Annotated in this window: 15 protein-coding genes; 10 read left to right on the plus strand and 5 right to left on the minus strand. The window is 71.9% G+C overall.

What is annotated here, in order from left to right:
• Positions 1 to 19 precede the first annotated feature (19 nt).
• On the minus strand, positions 20 to 724 hold the full coding sequence (locus tag AB0G32_RS17660) for an SLATT domain-containing protein (RefSeq protein ID WP_361163559.1): 705 nt from the start codon (positions 722 to 724) through the stop codon (positions 20 to 22).
• 254 nt (positions 725 to 978) lie between these two features.
• Here AB0G32_RS17660 and AB0G32_RS17665 point away from each other — a divergent pair, with 254 nt between their 5' ends.
• The 3 genes from AB0G32_RS17665 to AB0G32_RS17675 are packed head-to-tail and all read left to right on the plus strand — an operon-like array spanning position 979 to position 2,634.
• On the plus strand, positions 979 to 1,323 hold the full coding sequence (locus AB0G32_RS17665) for a YbaB/EbfC family nucleoid-associated protein (RefSeq protein WP_361163561.1): 345 nt from the start codon (positions 979 to 981) through the stop codon (positions 1,321 to 1,323).
• 59 nt (positions 1,324 to 1,382) lie between these two features.
• Positions 1,383 to 1,982: a recombination mediator RecR gene (gene recR / locus AB0G32_RS17670; RefSeq protein WP_361163563.1), complete on the plus strand. Its 600-nt coding sequence runs from the start codon at positions 1,383 to 1,385 to the stop codon at positions 1,980 to 1,982.
• Entirely contained in the window at positions 1,975 to 2,634 is a 660-nt protein-coding gene (locus tag AB0G32_RS17675; protein ID WP_361163565.1) for a DUF5063 domain-containing protein, read from the plus strand. The genes recR and AB0G32_RS17675 overlap by 8 nt, the downstream gene beginning before the upstream one ends.
• Positions 2,635 to 2,639: 5 nt before the next feature.
• Here the strand turns inward: AB0G32_RS17675 and AB0G32_RS17680 are convergent, their stop codons facing one another.
• Positions 2,640 to 3,359 (minus strand): sulfite exporter TauE/SafE family protein, encoded by a 720-nt coding sequence (locus AB0G32_RS17680; protein WP_361163726.1) that lies wholly within the window; start codon positions 3,357 to 3,359, stop codon positions 2,640 to 2,642.
• Between the two features lie 13 nt (positions 3,360 to 3,372).
• Positions 3,373 to 3,768, minus strand: coding sequence for a hypothetical protein (locus tag AB0G32_RS17685; RefSeq protein WP_361163567.1), 396 nt, complete (start codon positions 3,766 to 3,768; stop codon positions 3,373 to 3,375).
• 84 nt (positions 3,769 to 3,852) lie between these two features.
• Between AB0G32_RS17685 and AB0G32_RS17690 the strand changes: the two genes are divergently transcribed.
• From AB0G32_RS17690 to AB0G32_RS17715, 6 genes are all read left to right on the plus strand, one after another.
• Positions 3,853 to 4,647, plus strand: coding sequence for a helix-turn-helix transcriptional regulator (locus tag AB0G32_RS17690; RefSeq protein ID WP_361163569.1), 795 nt, complete (start codon positions 3,853 to 3,855; stop codon positions 4,645 to 4,647).
• Complete coding sequence (locus AB0G32_RS17695) at positions 4,644 to 4,826, plus strand: DUF397 domain-containing protein (RefSeq protein WP_361163571.1); 183 nt, start codon at positions 4,644 to 4,646, stop codon at positions 4,824 to 4,826. The genes AB0G32_RS17690 and AB0G32_RS17695 overlap by 4 nt, the downstream gene beginning before the upstream one ends.
• A gap of 215 nt (positions 4,827 to 5,041) precedes the next feature.
• Positions 5,042 to 6,334 (plus strand): aspartate kinase, encoded by a 1,293-nt coding sequence (locus AB0G32_RS17700; protein ID WP_361163573.1) that lies wholly within the window; start codon positions 5,042 to 5,044, stop codon positions 6,332 to 6,334.
• Positions 6,334 to 7,407: an aspartate-semialdehyde dehydrogenase gene (locus AB0G32_RS17705; protein ID WP_361163575.1), complete on the plus strand. Its 1,074-nt coding sequence runs from the start codon at positions 6,334 to 6,336 to the stop codon at positions 7,405 to 7,407. Before AB0G32_RS17700 ends, AB0G32_RS17705 begins: the two co-directional genes overlap by 1 nt.
• 518 nt (positions 7,408 to 7,925) lie before the next feature.
• Complete coding sequence (locus AB0G32_RS17710) at positions 7,926 to 8,501, plus strand: SigE family RNA polymerase sigma factor (RefSeq protein WP_361163728.1); 576 nt, start codon at positions 7,926 to 7,928, stop codon at positions 8,499 to 8,501.
• 71 nt (positions 8,502 to 8,572) lie between these two features.
• Complete coding sequence (locus AB0G32_RS17715; protein ID WP_361163577.1) at positions 8,573 to 9,703, plus strand: hypothetical protein; 1,131 nt, start codon at positions 8,573 to 8,575, stop codon at positions 9,701 to 9,703.
• Positions 9,704 to 9,796: 93 nt separating this feature from the next.
• Here AB0G32_RS17715 and AB0G32_RS17720 read toward each other — a convergent pair whose 3' ends face one another.
• Positions 9,797 to 10,603, minus strand: coding sequence for an SURF1 family protein (locus tag AB0G32_RS17720; RefSeq protein ID WP_361163579.1), 807 nt, complete (start codon positions 10,601 to 10,603; stop codon positions 9,797 to 9,799).
• A gap of 135 nt (positions 10,604 to 10,738) precedes the next feature.
• On the opposite strand from AB0G32_RS17720, the gene AB0G32_RS17725 reads away from it, so the two are divergent.
• A complete protein-coding gene (locus AB0G32_RS17725; protein ID WP_361163581.1) occupies positions 10,739 to 12,535 on the plus strand; it encodes a prolyl oligopeptidase family serine peptidase in 1,797 nt (598 codons plus the stop codon).
• A gap of 145 nt (positions 12,536 to 12,680) precedes the next feature.
• Here AB0G32_RS17725 and AB0G32_RS17730 read toward each other — a convergent pair whose 3' ends face one another.
• Entirely contained in the window at positions 12,681 to 14,585 is a 1,905-nt protein-coding gene (locus AB0G32_RS17730; RefSeq protein ID WP_361163583.1) for an NAD-binding protein, read from the minus strand.
• Positions 14,586 to 14,689: the final 104 nt, after the last annotated feature.

The following is a 14,689-nucleotide window of genomic DNA, read 5'->3' on the forward strand; positions in this document are numbered from 1 at the left end:
CGGGGGACGGGGGCTGGGGTCACCGAGTCTCGGGCGGCCGCTGCCGGGGCATGTTCGGCCGCGTACTCCCCGGCCCCGACGGCACGCCGAACCGCGCCTGCGCCACCGCCCCCTCCAGCCCCCGCCCCCCGGCGCCCTCGCCCACCTGGCTGCCCAGCGGCGCGCAGCCCGTCCGGAACTCCACCATCCAGTCCGCCGTCTCCGCCCGCACCAGCTCCGTCACGTCCTCGGAGAACCTCCGCAGCACCAGCAGGCACCGCTCCGCCGCCTCCCCCGCCGTCCCCTCCGCGGGCCCCAGCACCTCCCGCGCACTCTCCGCCGCCCAGTCGAACTGGAGCACCTGGAGCCGCCGCTGCACCGCCTGCGCCGTGGCCACGTCCCGCATCCAGCCGGACGTCATCCCGAAGTACCGGTCCCCGGCCACACACGCCACGCCGAGCAGCAGCGCCAGATACCCCCAGGCCGCCGCCACCCCGCCCACCACCCCCGTCAGGTCCAGCAGCGGCAGCGCCGCCCCCACGACCGCCCCCGCCGCCGCCCCGCCCCGCAGCACCCGCGCGCCCCGCCGCTTCCAGGCCCGGTCCGCGAGGTACCACGCCGCCGTCTCCAGGGCCCCCCGCTCCACCCACCGGTACAGCTCGTCCAGCCGCTCGGCCGGCAGTCCCCAGTCGCCGAGCGGAAAGGCCCGCCCCGTCAGGTCACCCGGCTCATCCCTCTGACCCACCCGGCACTCCCCACTGATCAAGCGATCACGACACGTGACGACCGGACCCCTTCCTACCCCCCGGGAGGGTGGCGAAAGCCCCGGTATCACCACTTTTCCGCCCGGAAGAGGTCGCTGATCAGGCACCGAAATAGCCGCCTCTCACTCGAAAGAGTGCTGGGGCGAGGGCCGCCCGGACCACGTAGGCTCGTGCCGAACGGGAAAACCGAAGCGAACCGCAGCGAACCGCGGCGACAAGCGAACAGGAGCTGATCGTGATCCCCGGTGGTGGCCAGCCCAACATGCAGCAGCTGCTCCAGCAGGCCCAGAAGATGCAGCAGGACCTGGCGGCGGCCCAGGAGGAACTGGCGCGCACGGAGGTCGACGGCCAGGCCGGCGGCGGCCTGGTGAAGGCCACCGTCACCGGCTCGGGCGAGCTGCGCGGCCTCGTGATCGACCCCAAGGCGGTGGACCCCGAGGACACCGAGACCCTCGCCGACCTGATCGTCGCCGCCGTCCAGGCGGCCAACGAGAACGCCCAGACCCTCCAGCAGCAGAAGCTCGGCCCGCTGGCCCAGGGCCTCGGCGGCGGCAGCGGCATCCCGGGCCTGCCTTTCTAAGACGGCCCCCGGCCCCTTACCGTACGTACTGAAGGAACCCCAGGAAGGACGGCAGTCCGTTGTACGAAGGCGTGGTCCAGGACCTCATCGACGAACTGGGGCGGCTGCCCGGCGTCGGTCCCAAGGGCGCGCAGCGGATCGCCTTCCACATCCTCCAGACGGAGCCGACCGACGTACGGCGTCTCGCGCACGCCCTGATGGAGGTCAAGGCGAAGGTCCGCTTCTGCGTGACCTGCGGGAACATCGCGCAGGAGGAGCAGTGCAACATCTGCCGCGACACCCGCCGCGACCCGGCCGTCATCTGTGTGGTGGAGGAGCCGAAGGACGTCGTGGCCATCGAGCGCACCCGTGAGTTCCGCGGCCGCTACCACGTCCTCGGCGGCGCGATCAGCCCGATCGACGGCGTCGGCCCCGACGACCTGCGCATCCGCGAGCTGCTCGGCCGCCTCGCGGACGGCACGGTCACGGAGCTGATCCTGGCCACGGACCCGAATCTGGAGGGCGAGGCGACCGCGACGTACCTCGCCCGCATGATCAAGCCCATGGGCCTCAAGGTCACCCGCCTGGCCAGCGGCCTCCCGGTGGGCGGCGACCTGGAATACGCGGACGAGGTGACCCTCGGCCGCGCCTTCGAGGGGAGACGACTCCTAGATGTCTGACGCCACGCTGCACGCGACGAACCAGAACCCGGACGACTTCGCGGTCCAGATCGCCGACCAGGTGGAGAGTTTCCTGGTCGCCGTCACGGAAGTGGCCAAGGGCGACGAACCGGCCTCGGCGGTCCCCTTCCTCCTCCTGGAGGTCTCCCAGCTGCTGCTGGCCGGCGGCCGCCTCGGCGCCCACGAGGACATCGTCCCGGACGAGCGCTACGAGCCCGACCCGGGCCCCGAGCTGGACGTGGACGACCTCCGCGAGAACCTCGCCCGCCTGCTGGAGCCCATCGACGTCTACTCCGAGGTCTTCGACCCGTACGAGCCCCGCAAGGCGCCCGTCCCGGCCCGGATCTCGGACGACCTGACCGACGTCATCACCGACCTGCGCCACGGCATGGTCCACTACCGGGCCGGCCGCACCACGGAGGCCCTGTGGTGGTGGCAGTTCTCGTACTTCTCCAACTGGGGCTCCACCGCGTCGGCGACCCTGCGCGCCCTCCAGTCGGTCGTCGCCCACGTCCGCCTCAACCAGCCGCTGGCCGCCCTCGACGGCCTGGACACCGACGAGGACCTCGGCGACGAGACCCTGGAGGCGGAGGCCGGCCGCGTCATGGTGGAGGAGATCGCCGCCCCACTGGGCCTGCGCCCGGTCAAGTAAGCAGCTCAGACAACCCCCCACACCCCCTTCACCACCGTCGTCACCCCGCCCGCCAGTGCCAGCCCGAGCACCAGCCACCGCGCCCGCCGCTCCGACAGCCGCCCGGCCAGCGCCCGCCCCACCACCATCCCCACGGCCAGCGCGCCCGCGACCCACGCCCACTGCGCGCCGCCGAGTCGCGGGGTGCCGTTCGCGGCGACCGAGAAGACGTTGACGACGACGCCGTAGAAGAGCGCGTTGGGCACGAACTCCGCCGCGGTCCAGCCGGCGTTGACCGCGTACAGGGATATGGGCGGCCCCCCGACCCCGGCGGCGGAGTTCATGACACCCCCCACCGCCCCCGCCACGACAGCCCCCCTCGTGCCGCGCAGGGCACGCACCCGCGCGCCGCCCATCACCAGCAGCACGGCGACCGTCACCAGCCCGCCCATCACCGTCAGCAGGACGGGTTCGGCCAGCCGCCGGGTCAGCCAGGCCCCCACCGGCACGGTGCACGCGGACGCGAGACACAGCGGCACCATCGCCCCTGCCCGCACCCGCCGCCATCCCTCCGCCAGCCCGATCAGGCAGATCACCCCGGACGCGCAGTTGGCGAGCACGACCCCTTGCTCCGGCCCCAGCAGCAACACCAGCGCGGGTACGGCGACCAGCGCGAACCCCATCCCGGTGAGCCACTGCACCGACGCCCCGAGCAGCACGATCCCCGCCAGCAGTACGTCATCCATCAGCATCGGCCGATCATCCCAGCGTCGCCCGCAGCCGGACCGGACACACGTACGGAGCGCTCGCCGTGGGCCCGCTGTACCACCGCAGCGGCCAGGTGTTGCCCGCGAGCGCGGGAATCCCGACGTACGTCACGGTCCCCGTCCCCGTCCCGCCGAGCAACTGCACCCCGAGCGGCCACTCCCACCCGGCGACCGCCCCCGGCGCCAACAGGAAGTACACCCACCGCCCCCCACTCGCCTCACACACGATCGGCCCCGCGTCCTCGCCGGTCGTCTCGATCAGCCAGTCGGCGACCAGCTCCCCCCGGATGCCGTCGATCCGCACGGCGTCGAAGTGCACGCCGGCGACGTGGAGTCGGAGCCCGGTGAGGGGGACCCAGGAGGGCCGGGGGTGAAGTGCGTTCATCATGCTCACACAGTGCCGACCGACTGACTACGCTCGGTAGTGACATGGGAGCTACACGCCCTGGTGTACCGATCGGAGGTGCGCGCTGTGTCCCAGCCGCCCGTCATGTGGCGCTTCACCGGCAACCAGCTGAAGCGCTGGCGCACGAGAGCGAACATCAGCCGAATCCAACTGGCCGCCGCCACCAACTACTCCCCGGACACCATCAAGTCGATGGAACAGGGAGTCCGGATGCCAACGGCCCGCGTCCTGGACGTGGCCGACGAGATGTGCGACGCCAGAGAGCTGTTGAGCGCGGCGAAGGAGTACCTGGCCAAGGGAACGGAGAAGTTCCCGGCGCGGGCCCAGGAGTTCATGGAGCGGGAGAGGGAGGCGATCACTATTTGGTGGTACGAGATTGCGCTGATCCCCGGGCTGTTGCAGACCGAGCGGTACGCCCGCACGCTTATCGAGCGGCGCGATCCTCCGCTGGACGACGAGACCATTGCGGAGCGGATCGCGGCACGCATGGAGCGCCAGGCGATCATGACGGAGCGCAGGCCGCCGGTCGGTCTGTCCTTCGTCCTGTACGAGGCCGTGCTGCGCAGCCCGCTCGTTGACGCCGAGCAGTTGATCCGGCTGCTGGACGTCTCACGGCTTCGTAACGTCACGCTGCAAGTGCTGACCTTCGAGCGGGCCATCCCGTCGGCATTGCTGGGTTCCACCGTGCTCCTGGAGACGAACACGTACGAGCGCTTCGCCTTCTCCGAGGGCCCTATCGCCAGCGAACTGTCGGCTGACCCGGGGGTTGTCAACCGCGTGTCGGAGCGGCTTAGCATGATCCGCACCGAGGCTCTCAGCGCTGATGAGTCGACCCGCTTCATCGAGGGGATGCTGCCATGAGCGATCAGTTGAAGTGGTCCAAGTCCAGCTACAGCGACGACGAGGGCGGCGCCTGCGTGGAGGTCGCCCGTTCGACCGCCGTCCACGTCCGTGACTCGAAGAACCGCCCCGGCCCCGAACTCCGCGTCGCGACGCCGGCCTGGTCGGCGTTCATCGCCGCAGTCCGACTGGAGGCTTGAGCCCGGTCGATCTACTCCGCTTGTGAACCTGTGACACGCGGCACGTTCCGAGTGCTCGGGGAAAACCCTGGGCATGAGCCTGCCTGGACGAGCGGGCGGGCCGTAGGTCTCACCATGCGATATCGCAGGGGGGAAATTCGGACGCTCGTTAGACTGAGCCGACCGCAGTACATACACGTACGTGCGGAAAGAGACGGATTGAGCGAGGAGCGCACGTGGGCCTTGTCGTGCAGAAGTACGGAGGCTCCTCCGTAGCCGATGCCGAGGGCATCAAGCGCGTCGCCAAGCGGATCGTGGAAGCGAAGAAGAACGGCAACCAGGTGGTCGCCGTCGTTTCCGCGATGGGCGACACGACGGACGAGCTGATCGATCTCGCCGAGCAGGTTTCCCCGATGCCTGCCGGGCGTGAGCTCGACATGCTGCTGACCGCCGGAGAGCGGATCTCCATGGCGCTGCTGGCGATGGCGATCAAAAACCTGGGCCACGAGGCCCAGTCGTTCACCGGCAGCCAGGCCGGAGTCATCACCGACTCGGTCCACAACAAAGCCCGGATCATCGACGTCACGCCGGGCCGCATCAAGACCTCGGTGGACAAGGGCAACATCGCCATCGTGGCCGGCTTCCAGGGCGTCAGCCAGGACAGCAAGGACATCACCACGCTGGGCCGGGGCGGCTCCGACACCACGGCCGTGGCGCTGGCCGCCGCGCTGGACGCCGACGTGTGCGAGATCTACACCGACGTCGACGGCGTGTTCACCGCCGACCCGCGCGTGGTGACCAAGGCGAAGAAGATCGACTGGATCTCCTTCGAGGACATGCTGGAACTGGCCGCCAACGGTTCGAAGGTGCTGCTCCACCGCTGCGTGGAGTACGCCAGGCGGTACGACATCCCGATCCACGTCCGGTCCAGCTTCAGCGGACTCCAGGGCACCTGGGTCAGCAGCCAGCCACTCGTTCGAAAGACACAGCAGCAAGGGGAACAGCAGGTGGAGCAGGCCATCATCTCCGGTGTCGCGCACGACACCTCCGAGGCCAAGATCACGGTCGTCGGCGTGCCCGACAAGCCGGGCGAGGCGGCCACGATCTTCCGCACGATCGCCGATGCCGAGATCAACATCGACATGATCGTGCAGAACGTGTCCGCCGCCTCCACGGGCCTGACGGACATCTCCTTCACCCTCCCCAAGAGCGAGGGCCGCAAGGCCATCGACGCCCTGGAGAAGAACCGCTCCGGCATCGGCTTCGAGTCGCTGCGCTACGACGACCAGATCGGCAAGATCTCCCTGGTCGGCGCCGGCATGAAGACCAACCCCGGAGTCACCGCCGACTTCTTCCAGGCCCTTAGCGACGCGGGCGTGAACATCGAGCTGATCTCGACCTCCGAGATCCGCATCTCGGTCGTCACCCGCAAGGACGACGTCAACGAGGCCGTGCGCGCCGTGCACACCGCCTTCGGCCTGGACTCCGAGAGCGACGAGGCCGTGGTCTACGGAGGCACCGGCCGCTGATGGCCGGAACTGATCGGTCCCGGGCCGGTCGGCCGACGCTCGCCGTCGTCGGCGCGACCGGTGCCGTGGGGGCCGTCATGCTCCGGATCCTGTCCGAGCACGCGGACATCTGGGGCGAGATCCGCCTGATCGCCTCCCCGCGCTCGGCCGGCCGCAAGCTGGCCGTGCGCGGCGAGGAGGTCGAGGTCGTCGCGCTCACCGAGGACGCCTTCGACGGCGTCGACGTCGCCATGTTCGACGTACCCGACGAGATCTCCGCGCGGTGGGCGCCGGTCGCCGCCGCCAAGGGCGTGGTCGTGGTCGACAACTCCGGCGCCTTCCGGATGGACCCCGACGTGCCGCTCGTCGTGCCCGAGGTCAACCCGCACGCGGTGCGGATGCGCCCGCGCGGAATCGTCGCGAACCCCAACTGCACCACGCTGTCCATGATCGTGGCGCTGGGCGCGCTGCACGCCGAGTTCGGCCTGCGCGAGCTGGTGGTCTCCTCGTACCAGGCGGTGAGCGGGGCCGGGCGGGACGGCGTGCGGACGCTGCGCCGCCAGCTCGCCCTGGTGGCCGGTACGGAACTCGGGACCCACCCCGGTGACCTGCGGCGGGCGGTCGGCGACGACACCGGTCCGTTCCCCGAGCCGGTCGCGCTGAACGTCGTACCGTGGGCCGGGTCGGTGCGGGAGGACGGCTGGTCCTCGGAGGAGATGAAGGTGCGGGACGAGTCCCGCAAGATCCTCGGGCTGCCGCAGCTCCCGGTCGCGGTGACCTGCGTACGGGTTCCGGTGGTCACCACCCACTCGCTGACCGTGCACGCCCGCTTCGAGGGCGAGGTCACCGTCGGCCGGGCCCGCGAGATCCTGGCCACCGCACCCGGCGTGGTCCTCTTCGACAACCCCGCCGCCGGTGAGTTCCCCACCCCCGCGGACGCGGTCGGCACCGATCCCACCTGGGTGGGCCGGGTGCGCCGGGCACTGGACGACCCCACGGCGCTCGAACTCTTCGTGTGCGGCGACAACCTGCGCAAGGGCGCGGCGCTGAACACCGCGCAGATCGCGGAGTTGGTCGCGGCCGAACTCCTCTGAGGTGTTCGGCAGAGGGACGAAAAATCACCGGTCGTTTCACGTGAAACATTTGTAGGATCCGGGTAAGCGGTGTGATCCGGTCGTTGGTCCGGATCTCTTGATCAATGACCGGGTGCCGTCAGAAGATTTTCCTCCCCGCCCTCCGCAACCACGCGGACGGCGGGGAGCGTCTTTGCGGTCACCTCATTTCGGGGCCCGGGGGGCGCCGAGGCGTGGACGTGGGGACGTTCGCGCCCTAGGGGACATAGGGGAAGTGCGGGACGCATGACGGCGATTGAGGCACCATCGGGGGCGCTGCCGGACGCGAGAGCGAACGAGGCGAGCGAGGCGCGCGAGGCGAACGGGACGAACAAAGCGCTCGGCGCGTACAACCCTCGGGGGGCGACGCCTGTCCAACTGGCGTGGCAGAGGTACTCGACTTGTCCCCCAAGCTCTTCGAGCAGGGGCCCCCGGCGGCGATACACGGCACCGCCCTGCGGCCGCCCCGTCGGCTCGCGCGTGCTCGCGCGGCCGGTGGCATGCCGGTGATCGCGCCCATGCCCGCAGCCCAGCCCGCACCCCTGCCGACGCAGCGTGACGGTGCCGAGGACGTGACGGCGGCGGGGACCACCGTCGACCACCTCACCGAGACGTACCGCACGCACTACCGGTCGCTGCTCGGCCTGGCCGCGCTGCTGCTCGACGACACCGCCTCCTGCGAGGACGTCGTGCAGGAGGCGTTCATCCGGGTGCACTCGGCGCGCAAGCGGGTCCGTGACCCCCAGAAGACGCTGGCGTATCTGCGGCAGACGGTGGTGAACCTGTCCCGGTCGGCGCTGCGCCGCCGGATCATCGGTCTGAAGCTGCTGTCGAAACCGATGCCCGACATGGCGAGCGCGGAAGAGGGCGCCTACGACCAGCTGGAGCGCGACTCCCTGATCAAGGCGATGAAGAATCTTCAGCGCCGCCAGCGCGAGGTCCTGGTGCTCAGGTACTTCGCCGACATGACCGAGGCGCAGGTGGCCGAGACCCTCGGCATATCGCTGGGCTCGGTCAAGGCGTACGGTTCACGCGGCATCGCCGCGCTCAGGCTGGCCATGGAGGCGCCGGCATGAGTGACGGCACCGGTGCGTCGCACGGACCGGACGGACAAGAGCGAAAGCAATCGCACGCTGGGAACGGAACTGTGAACCACGGCCCCGACGACCAGGGCCCCGATGTTCCGGGGCCGGACGGCCCCGACGGACTCGACGAGGGCCGCCAGAACGCGGAACACGTGCCCGACGACGACACCGGCGCCGACGCCGGGGACGGGCTCGCACCGGACGAGGCGGCGCTGCGCCGGCTGCTGCACCAGACCGTCCAGGAGGTGGAACCCCGCGACGGCGCCCTGGAGCAGCTGCGCCGCGCGGTTCCCGCCCGGCGCGCCCGCAAGCGCCAGGCCGCGGTCGGCATGGCCGCCGCCGCGCTCTTCATCGGCACCGCCATCCCCGCGCTGGTGCACGTCTCCAACTCCACCGGCCCGGGCGCCGACCCGTCCGTGGCCGGCAACGCCTCCCAGGCACAGGGCGGCGCCGGCCAGGGCAAGAACCCGGCCGGCGGACAGAGCGCCACGGTCGGCTCCGCCGAGCAGGGCCAGGACCAGGGGGAGGCCGGCCGCAAGGAGAAGGAGAAGGACCAGGAGACCGCGGCCGGCGGCGGATCGGCCACCGGCGCCGACCCGTCCACCAGCAGCGGCACTGGTACGGCGGTCTGCGCGGCGGACCAGCTCGGCAGTGCGGTCGGCTCCAGCGCCGCACCCGACTCGACCGGCGTGGTCTACGGCTCCTTCCGGGTCAGCAACGTCTCCTCGGCCGGCTGTACCGTCGGCGGCCCGGGCTCGGTCGGCGTGAGCGCGCTGGGCGCGGCGGACGCCACCAGGATCGGCACCGCGCGGCACGTCGCCGGGGACCCGGCGACCGGACTGCCGGACCCCTCGCTGGAGGCCGGACAGCTGCTGCTGGAGCCGGGCGGGGCCTACGAGGTGCGGTTCGCCTGGGTGCCCTCGGCGACCTGTCCCACCACCGGCGGCGGTGACACCGGCGGCACCGGTGATCCCTCGCCGGACCCGTCGCCCACCGAGACCGGCACCGGCACCACCGGCACCACGAGCACCACCACCGGCACCACGACACAGCTGGTCGTCGACGACGCCCCGGCCGACGGAAGCGTGGCCGTGACCTACACGGCGCAGACGGGTTCGGGATCGGCGACCGCCACGGTGTCCAACGCCTGCGCCGGGACCGTGTACTGGACGGGCGTGCTGGCGGGGTCCTAGAGCCGGTGCCGGCCTTGTCTCGGCCGGCTTCAGCCCGGCTTCAGTCCGGTGCAGCCCGGGTTCAGCCCGGTGCAGCCCGGGTTCAGTCCGGTTCTAGGAGGTGCCCACGGGCAGCTTGTGGTCGTCGGCTTCCGGACCGTCCTGCGGAACCAGCCCCAGTTCGGCGTCGCGGGCCAGTTCCACTTCGCGGCGCAGCAGCCGGAACCACATGAAGACCACGAAGCCGACGAACGCGAACCACTCGGCGGTGTAGCCGAGGTTCTGGAACGCCTTCAGGTCCAGGCCGGAGTCCTGCGTCTCGCTGAGCGGCACGGCCCGCATCCCCGAGTCACCCTTGTTGAGGGTGACGTACGCGTCGTACACGTCGTACGGCACGAGGTTCACCAGCGAGGCCGCGCTGATCACGGCGGTCTGGCCGGCCGGGAGGCCGCCCTGGGCGCTCACCCCGTTGTCGCCCGGTGTCTCGGACGCCTGGAGCGCGCCGGTGACGGTGACCTCGCCGGTGGGCGGGGCCGGGGCCTTCGCCGGGTCCGCGTCGCCGGGCAGCCAGCCGCGCACCACCGGCAGCGCCTCGCCGGAGTCGGTGCGCAGCAGCGTCAGGACGTAGTAGCCGGCGCGGTCGTCCAGCGACCGGTCGGGAACGAGGAGCTGATCGCCGTACCGGCCGGTGACGGTCGTCTGGTGGTTGACGGTCGCCTTGTCCACCGGCAGCAGGTCCGCCAGCGGCCGGGCGGCCTGGGTCTTGGCCGACTCGGCCAGCTGGTCGGCGGTGTGGTGGTCGTCCACCCGGTCCTCGAACCGGCTCAGCTGCCAGGAGCCCATGAAGACGCAGAAGGGGATCGCGAGCACGACGAAGACGTTGATCCCCCACCAGCGGGACGTCAGCAGAAACCGGTACACGCCCTCAACCGTACGGCTTCGGGTGCGCGGGCCCGGTCGCGGGGTGGGGGGGGCGGGGCGGGGCGCGGGGCGGAGTTGTCCACAGGGTGGGGGCCGGATCTGCGCGGGAGCGGTGTGGCGGGGCAGTATGGGGCCATGACTGAGAGCAACGGGTCCATGCCCGACTGGGAGAAGCGGTTCCGGGCGCCGAGGGTGTCCCTGCCGGACTGGGCGGAGGACGCGCCGGACCACTCCCTGTTCGTGTCCAATGTGACGGGTACGTACGAGCTGTACGCCTGGGACCGGTCCACCGGTGCGCAGCGGCAGGCCACGGACCGGCCCAACGGCACGACGGACGGGGTGCTCTCGCCGGACGGCGCGTGGATCTGGTGGTTCGACGACAAGGACGGCGACGAGTTCGGCGTCTGGCGCCGCCAGCCCTTCGCGGGCGGCCCGGACGAACTGGCGGTGCCGGGCCTGGACCCGTCCTACCCGGCGGGCCTCGCCCTCGGCCGCGACGGGCGCACGGCGGTGATCGGCCGCTCCACGGACGAGGAGGGTACGACCATCCACCTGGCGCGTGGCGAGGAGCCGCCGGTGGAGATCTACCGGCACCGCGAGTCGGCGGGCGTCGGCGACCTCTCCCACGACGGCTCGCTGATCGCCGTCGAACACACCGAGCACGGCGACGCGATGCACTCGGCGCTGCGCGTGCTGCGCCCCGACGGCTCGAAGGTCGCCGAGCTGGACGACACCGAGGGCGGCACCCGGGAGCTGGGCCTCGAGGTGCTGGGCTTCGCTCCTGTCGACGGCGACACCCGCCTCCTCATCGGCCACCAGCGCCGGGGCCGGTGGGAGCCCCTGGTGTGGGACGTGGCGACGGGCGCGGAGACCGATCTGGCGCTGGAGCTGCCGGGCGACGTCAGCGCCGAGTGGTTCCCGGACGGTTCAGGGCTGCTGATCGTGCACAGCTTCGAGGCCCGCAGCGAGATGTTCCGCTACGACCTCGCGGAGCGCGAGCTGATCGAGATCCCCACCCCGGCCGGCATGGTCTCGGGGGCGACGGCCCGCCCCGACAGCAGCGTGGAGTACCTGTGGTCCTCGGCCGCCGAACCGCCGGCGGTGCGCTCGACGGCCGGCCGGGTGGTCCTCGACCCGCCCGGCATGAAGTCGCCCGGCTCGGTCCCGGTCGAGGACGTGTGGGTGGAGGGCCCCGGCGGCCGCATCCACGCCCTGGTCCAGAAGCCGGCGGGCACCACCGGCCCGCTGCCGACGGTCTTCGACATCCACGGCGGCCCGACGTACCACGACAGCGACTCGTTCGCCGCCGGCCCGGCCGCCTGGGTCGACCACGGCTACGCGGTGGTCCGGGTCAACTACCGGGGCTCCACCGGCTACGGCCGCGCCTGGACCGACGCCCTGAAGCACCGGGTCGGCCTCATCGAACTGGAGGACATCGCCGCGGTCCGCGAGTGGGCGGTCTCCTCCGGTCTCGCCGACCCCGCCCGTCTGATCCTCACCGGCGGCTCCTGGGGCGGCTACCTCACCCTGCTCGGCGTCGGCACCGAGCCGGACGCCTGGGCGGTGGGCATCGCGGCGGTCCCGGTCGCCGACTACGTCACCGCGTACCACGACGAGATGGAGGCGCTGAAGGCGCTGGACCGCACCCTGCTGGGCGGCACCCCCGAGGAGGTCCCCGACCGCTTCGAGGCGTCCTCCCCGCTGACATACGTCGACGACGTGAAGGCCCCGGTCTACATCTCGGCGGGCGTCAACGACCCGCGCTGCCCGATCCGCCAGATCGAGAACTACGTCAAGCGCCTGGAGGCCCGGGGAGCCGCCCACGAGGTCTACCGCTACGAGGCGGGCCACGGCTCCCTGGTGGTCGACGAACGCATCAAGCAACTCAAACTGGAACTCGACTTCGCGGCGCGGCACGTGCCCCGGCCCTGAGTACGAGCCACGCACGTAGCTTTCTGGCCTGTCGAGGCTTGTCGACGCTTGTCGACGGGACTTCTCGGCCGACCGAGTCGGATGGTGGGTGGGCACAGGCCGGGGCGGGGGTCCAGGGGCGGAGCCCCCTGGACGGGGGTGCGGGTCAGGACCCGGAACCCGGCACACCGGCCCCGCGCCGCGCCCCCCGCCGCCCCAGCAACTCCGCCAGCCCCCGCCGAGTAGCCGCCAGCACCACCCGATCCGTCCCCCGCAGGACATAGGTATCGGGCAGATCCCACACCAGCCCCGGAGCCTGCGTCCCGCCCCCCGCTCCCCGACCGCCGGAGGCCTCCGTGTCCAGCGCCAGCACCCGCCACGCCCCCGCCCGGAACGCCTCCCCCACCGTCCGCCCCTCCAACTGCGGATGCCCCGCCACCCGTACCGCCGCGAACAACAGCACCCGCCGCTCGACCGGGATCGCCCCCAGGATCTGCCGCCCCATCATCGCCCCGGCGAACGCCGGCGCCGCCAGATGCGTCACGCTCCGGCTCCGCGTCAGCGCCCCGGGATGGGCCGCCCGCAGCGTCCGGTACACCGCCGTCGCGAAGTCGTCGTCGTACAGCCGCAGCACCACCCGCAGATCCGCCCGCACCGACCGCGCGTACAGCACCGCCTCCAGATTCGTCGTGTCCACACTGGTCAGCGCGAGCAACGAGTGCGCCCGGTGGATCTTCGCCGCCTCCAGCACCCCCTCCTGTGTGACATCCCCCAGCACCACCGGCACCCGCAGCCGGCGCGCCGTCGCCATGCCGCGCGCCTCGGGGTCGGACTCGACGCACACCACGGGGATGTGCAGTTCCCGCAGCCGGGTCAGCACCCGGGTACCGATCTTGCCGAGGCCCAGCAGCACCACATGCCCGCCGAGCCCGCGTGGCGGTTTGCGCAGCGTCGTGGCCGTCCGGAAGGTCCCCAGCGCCTCAAGGACCGCCGCCAGCAGCACCGGCAGCAGCAGCAACCCCATCAGCCCGGTGAGCAGTTGCAACACCTGCTCCCCGGTCGACCCCTCCAGCGCGGGCTCGTTGATGGCGAACAGATCCAGCAGCGTCACATAGGTCGCGTGCAGCGGGTGTTCCCCGGTCACCAGCGTCAGCGCCACCGCGAGCGCGACCACACAGGCCGCCAGCCCCGCGATCGACCACCGCAGCCGCCGCGAGAACAGCGAGGCGAACGGCGGCACCACCCCGCCGCGCGCGGACAACGCGGGCCCGGAGTACGACACCTGCTCCAGTACGACGGTGCCCCGTCCCGTCGCCCGGGCCACCGCCGCCGCGTCCGGCAGCAGCCGCGGCCCCTGATCGCCGCTCTCCTCCGAACCGTCGGCGCCGGCCGGGTCGTTGCTGGTCGCCGAGAGCAGCGCCAGCGTGCACAGCCCCGGGTCGGCCACCTCCCCGGGCCGCGGCGGCTGCCGTTCCACCGCGCGCAGCAGCAGTCCGTCCGTCTCCACGACCTTGCTGGTGCCGACCAGCGCGGTCGCGGCCAGTGCGGGCGCGGCGGTGTCGGCGTCCGAGAGCACGGTGGTGGAGGCGTCCAGAGCAGGGGTCCGGGCCTCGCCCGTCGCCAACGCGGCCGCCTGGTCGAGGAGTTCCTCTATGTGCTGGCCCAGGCGGCGGTTGTACAGCCGCAGTACCAGGCGCAGCCGGGGGTTGAGCCGGCGGGCGGTGAGGGCGGCGCGGATGTTGGTCTCGTCGTCGTCATAGACCAGGGCCAGCGCGGCGGCCCGGCCCACGCCCGCCTCGGCGAGGACGTCCTCGGTCGGCTCCCCGGCCTCGACCTCCAGACCGTCCCCGCCGTCCGGGCCGTCCCCTCCGTCCGGGCCGGCACCGGTCCGGCTGACTGCCGCGTTCACCAGGTCGAGAAACGCGGCGGAGGCGGCGCGGGCCCGGCCCACCACCGGCTGGCGCACCCGGCGCCCGGAGGGCGGCACGACGAGCGTGACCTGTTCGCCGTAGACCCCGCGCAGTTCGGCGGCGAGCCGGTGGGCCAGCCCGTCGTCACCGCAGACCACCATCTGCGCGGCCGGCCTCCTTTGCTGGCCCTGCTGGCGCTGCGGACTCTGCGGACTCTGCTGATTCTGCTGCGGAAGGTTCGGAAGACTCGCCACGAGGGAACAGC

The organism is Streptomyces sp. NPDC023723, from assembly GCF_040639815.1.
In the GTDB taxonomy this organism is placed as follows: Bacteria; Actinomycetota; Actinomycetes; order Streptomycetales; family Streptomycetaceae; genus Streptomyces.

What these genes read in the sequence shown, in the direction of transcription:
- AB0G32_RS17675 (WP_361163565.1), top strand. Translation starts at nt 1,975, where the DNA reads ATGTCTGACGCCACGCTGCACGCGACGAACCAGAACCCGGACGACTTC.
- AB0G32_RS17705 (WP_361163575.1), top strand. Translation starts at nt 6,334, where the DNA reads ATGGCCGGAACTGATCGGTCCCGGGCCGGTCGGCCGACGCTCGCCGTC.
- AB0G32_RS17685 (WP_361163567.1), bottom strand. Translation starts at nt 3,768, where the DNA reads ATGATGAACGCACTTCACCCCCGGCCCTCCTGGGTCCCCCTCACCGGG.
- AB0G32_RS17680 (WP_361163726.1), bottom strand. Translation starts at nt 3,359, where the DNA reads ATGGATGACGTACTGCTGGCGGGGATCGTGCTGCTCGGGGCGTCGGTG.
- AB0G32_RS17730 (WP_361163583.1), bottom strand. Translation starts at nt 14,585, where the DNA reads ATGGTGGTCTGCGGTGACGACGGGCTGGCCCACCGGCTCGCCGCCGAA.
- AB0G32_RS17695 (WP_361163571.1), top strand. Translation starts at nt 4,644, where the DNA reads ATGAGCGATCAGTTGAAGTGGTCCAAGTCCAGCTACAGCGACGACGAG.
- AB0G32_RS17710 (WP_361163728.1), top strand. Translation starts at nt 7,926, where the DNA reads ATGCCGGTGATCGCGCCCATGCCCGCAGCCCAGCCCGCACCCCTGCCG.
- AB0G32_RS17725 (WP_361163581.1), top strand. Translation starts at nt 10,739, where the DNA reads ATGACTGAGAGCAACGGGTCCATGCCCGACTGGGAGAAGCGGTTCCGG.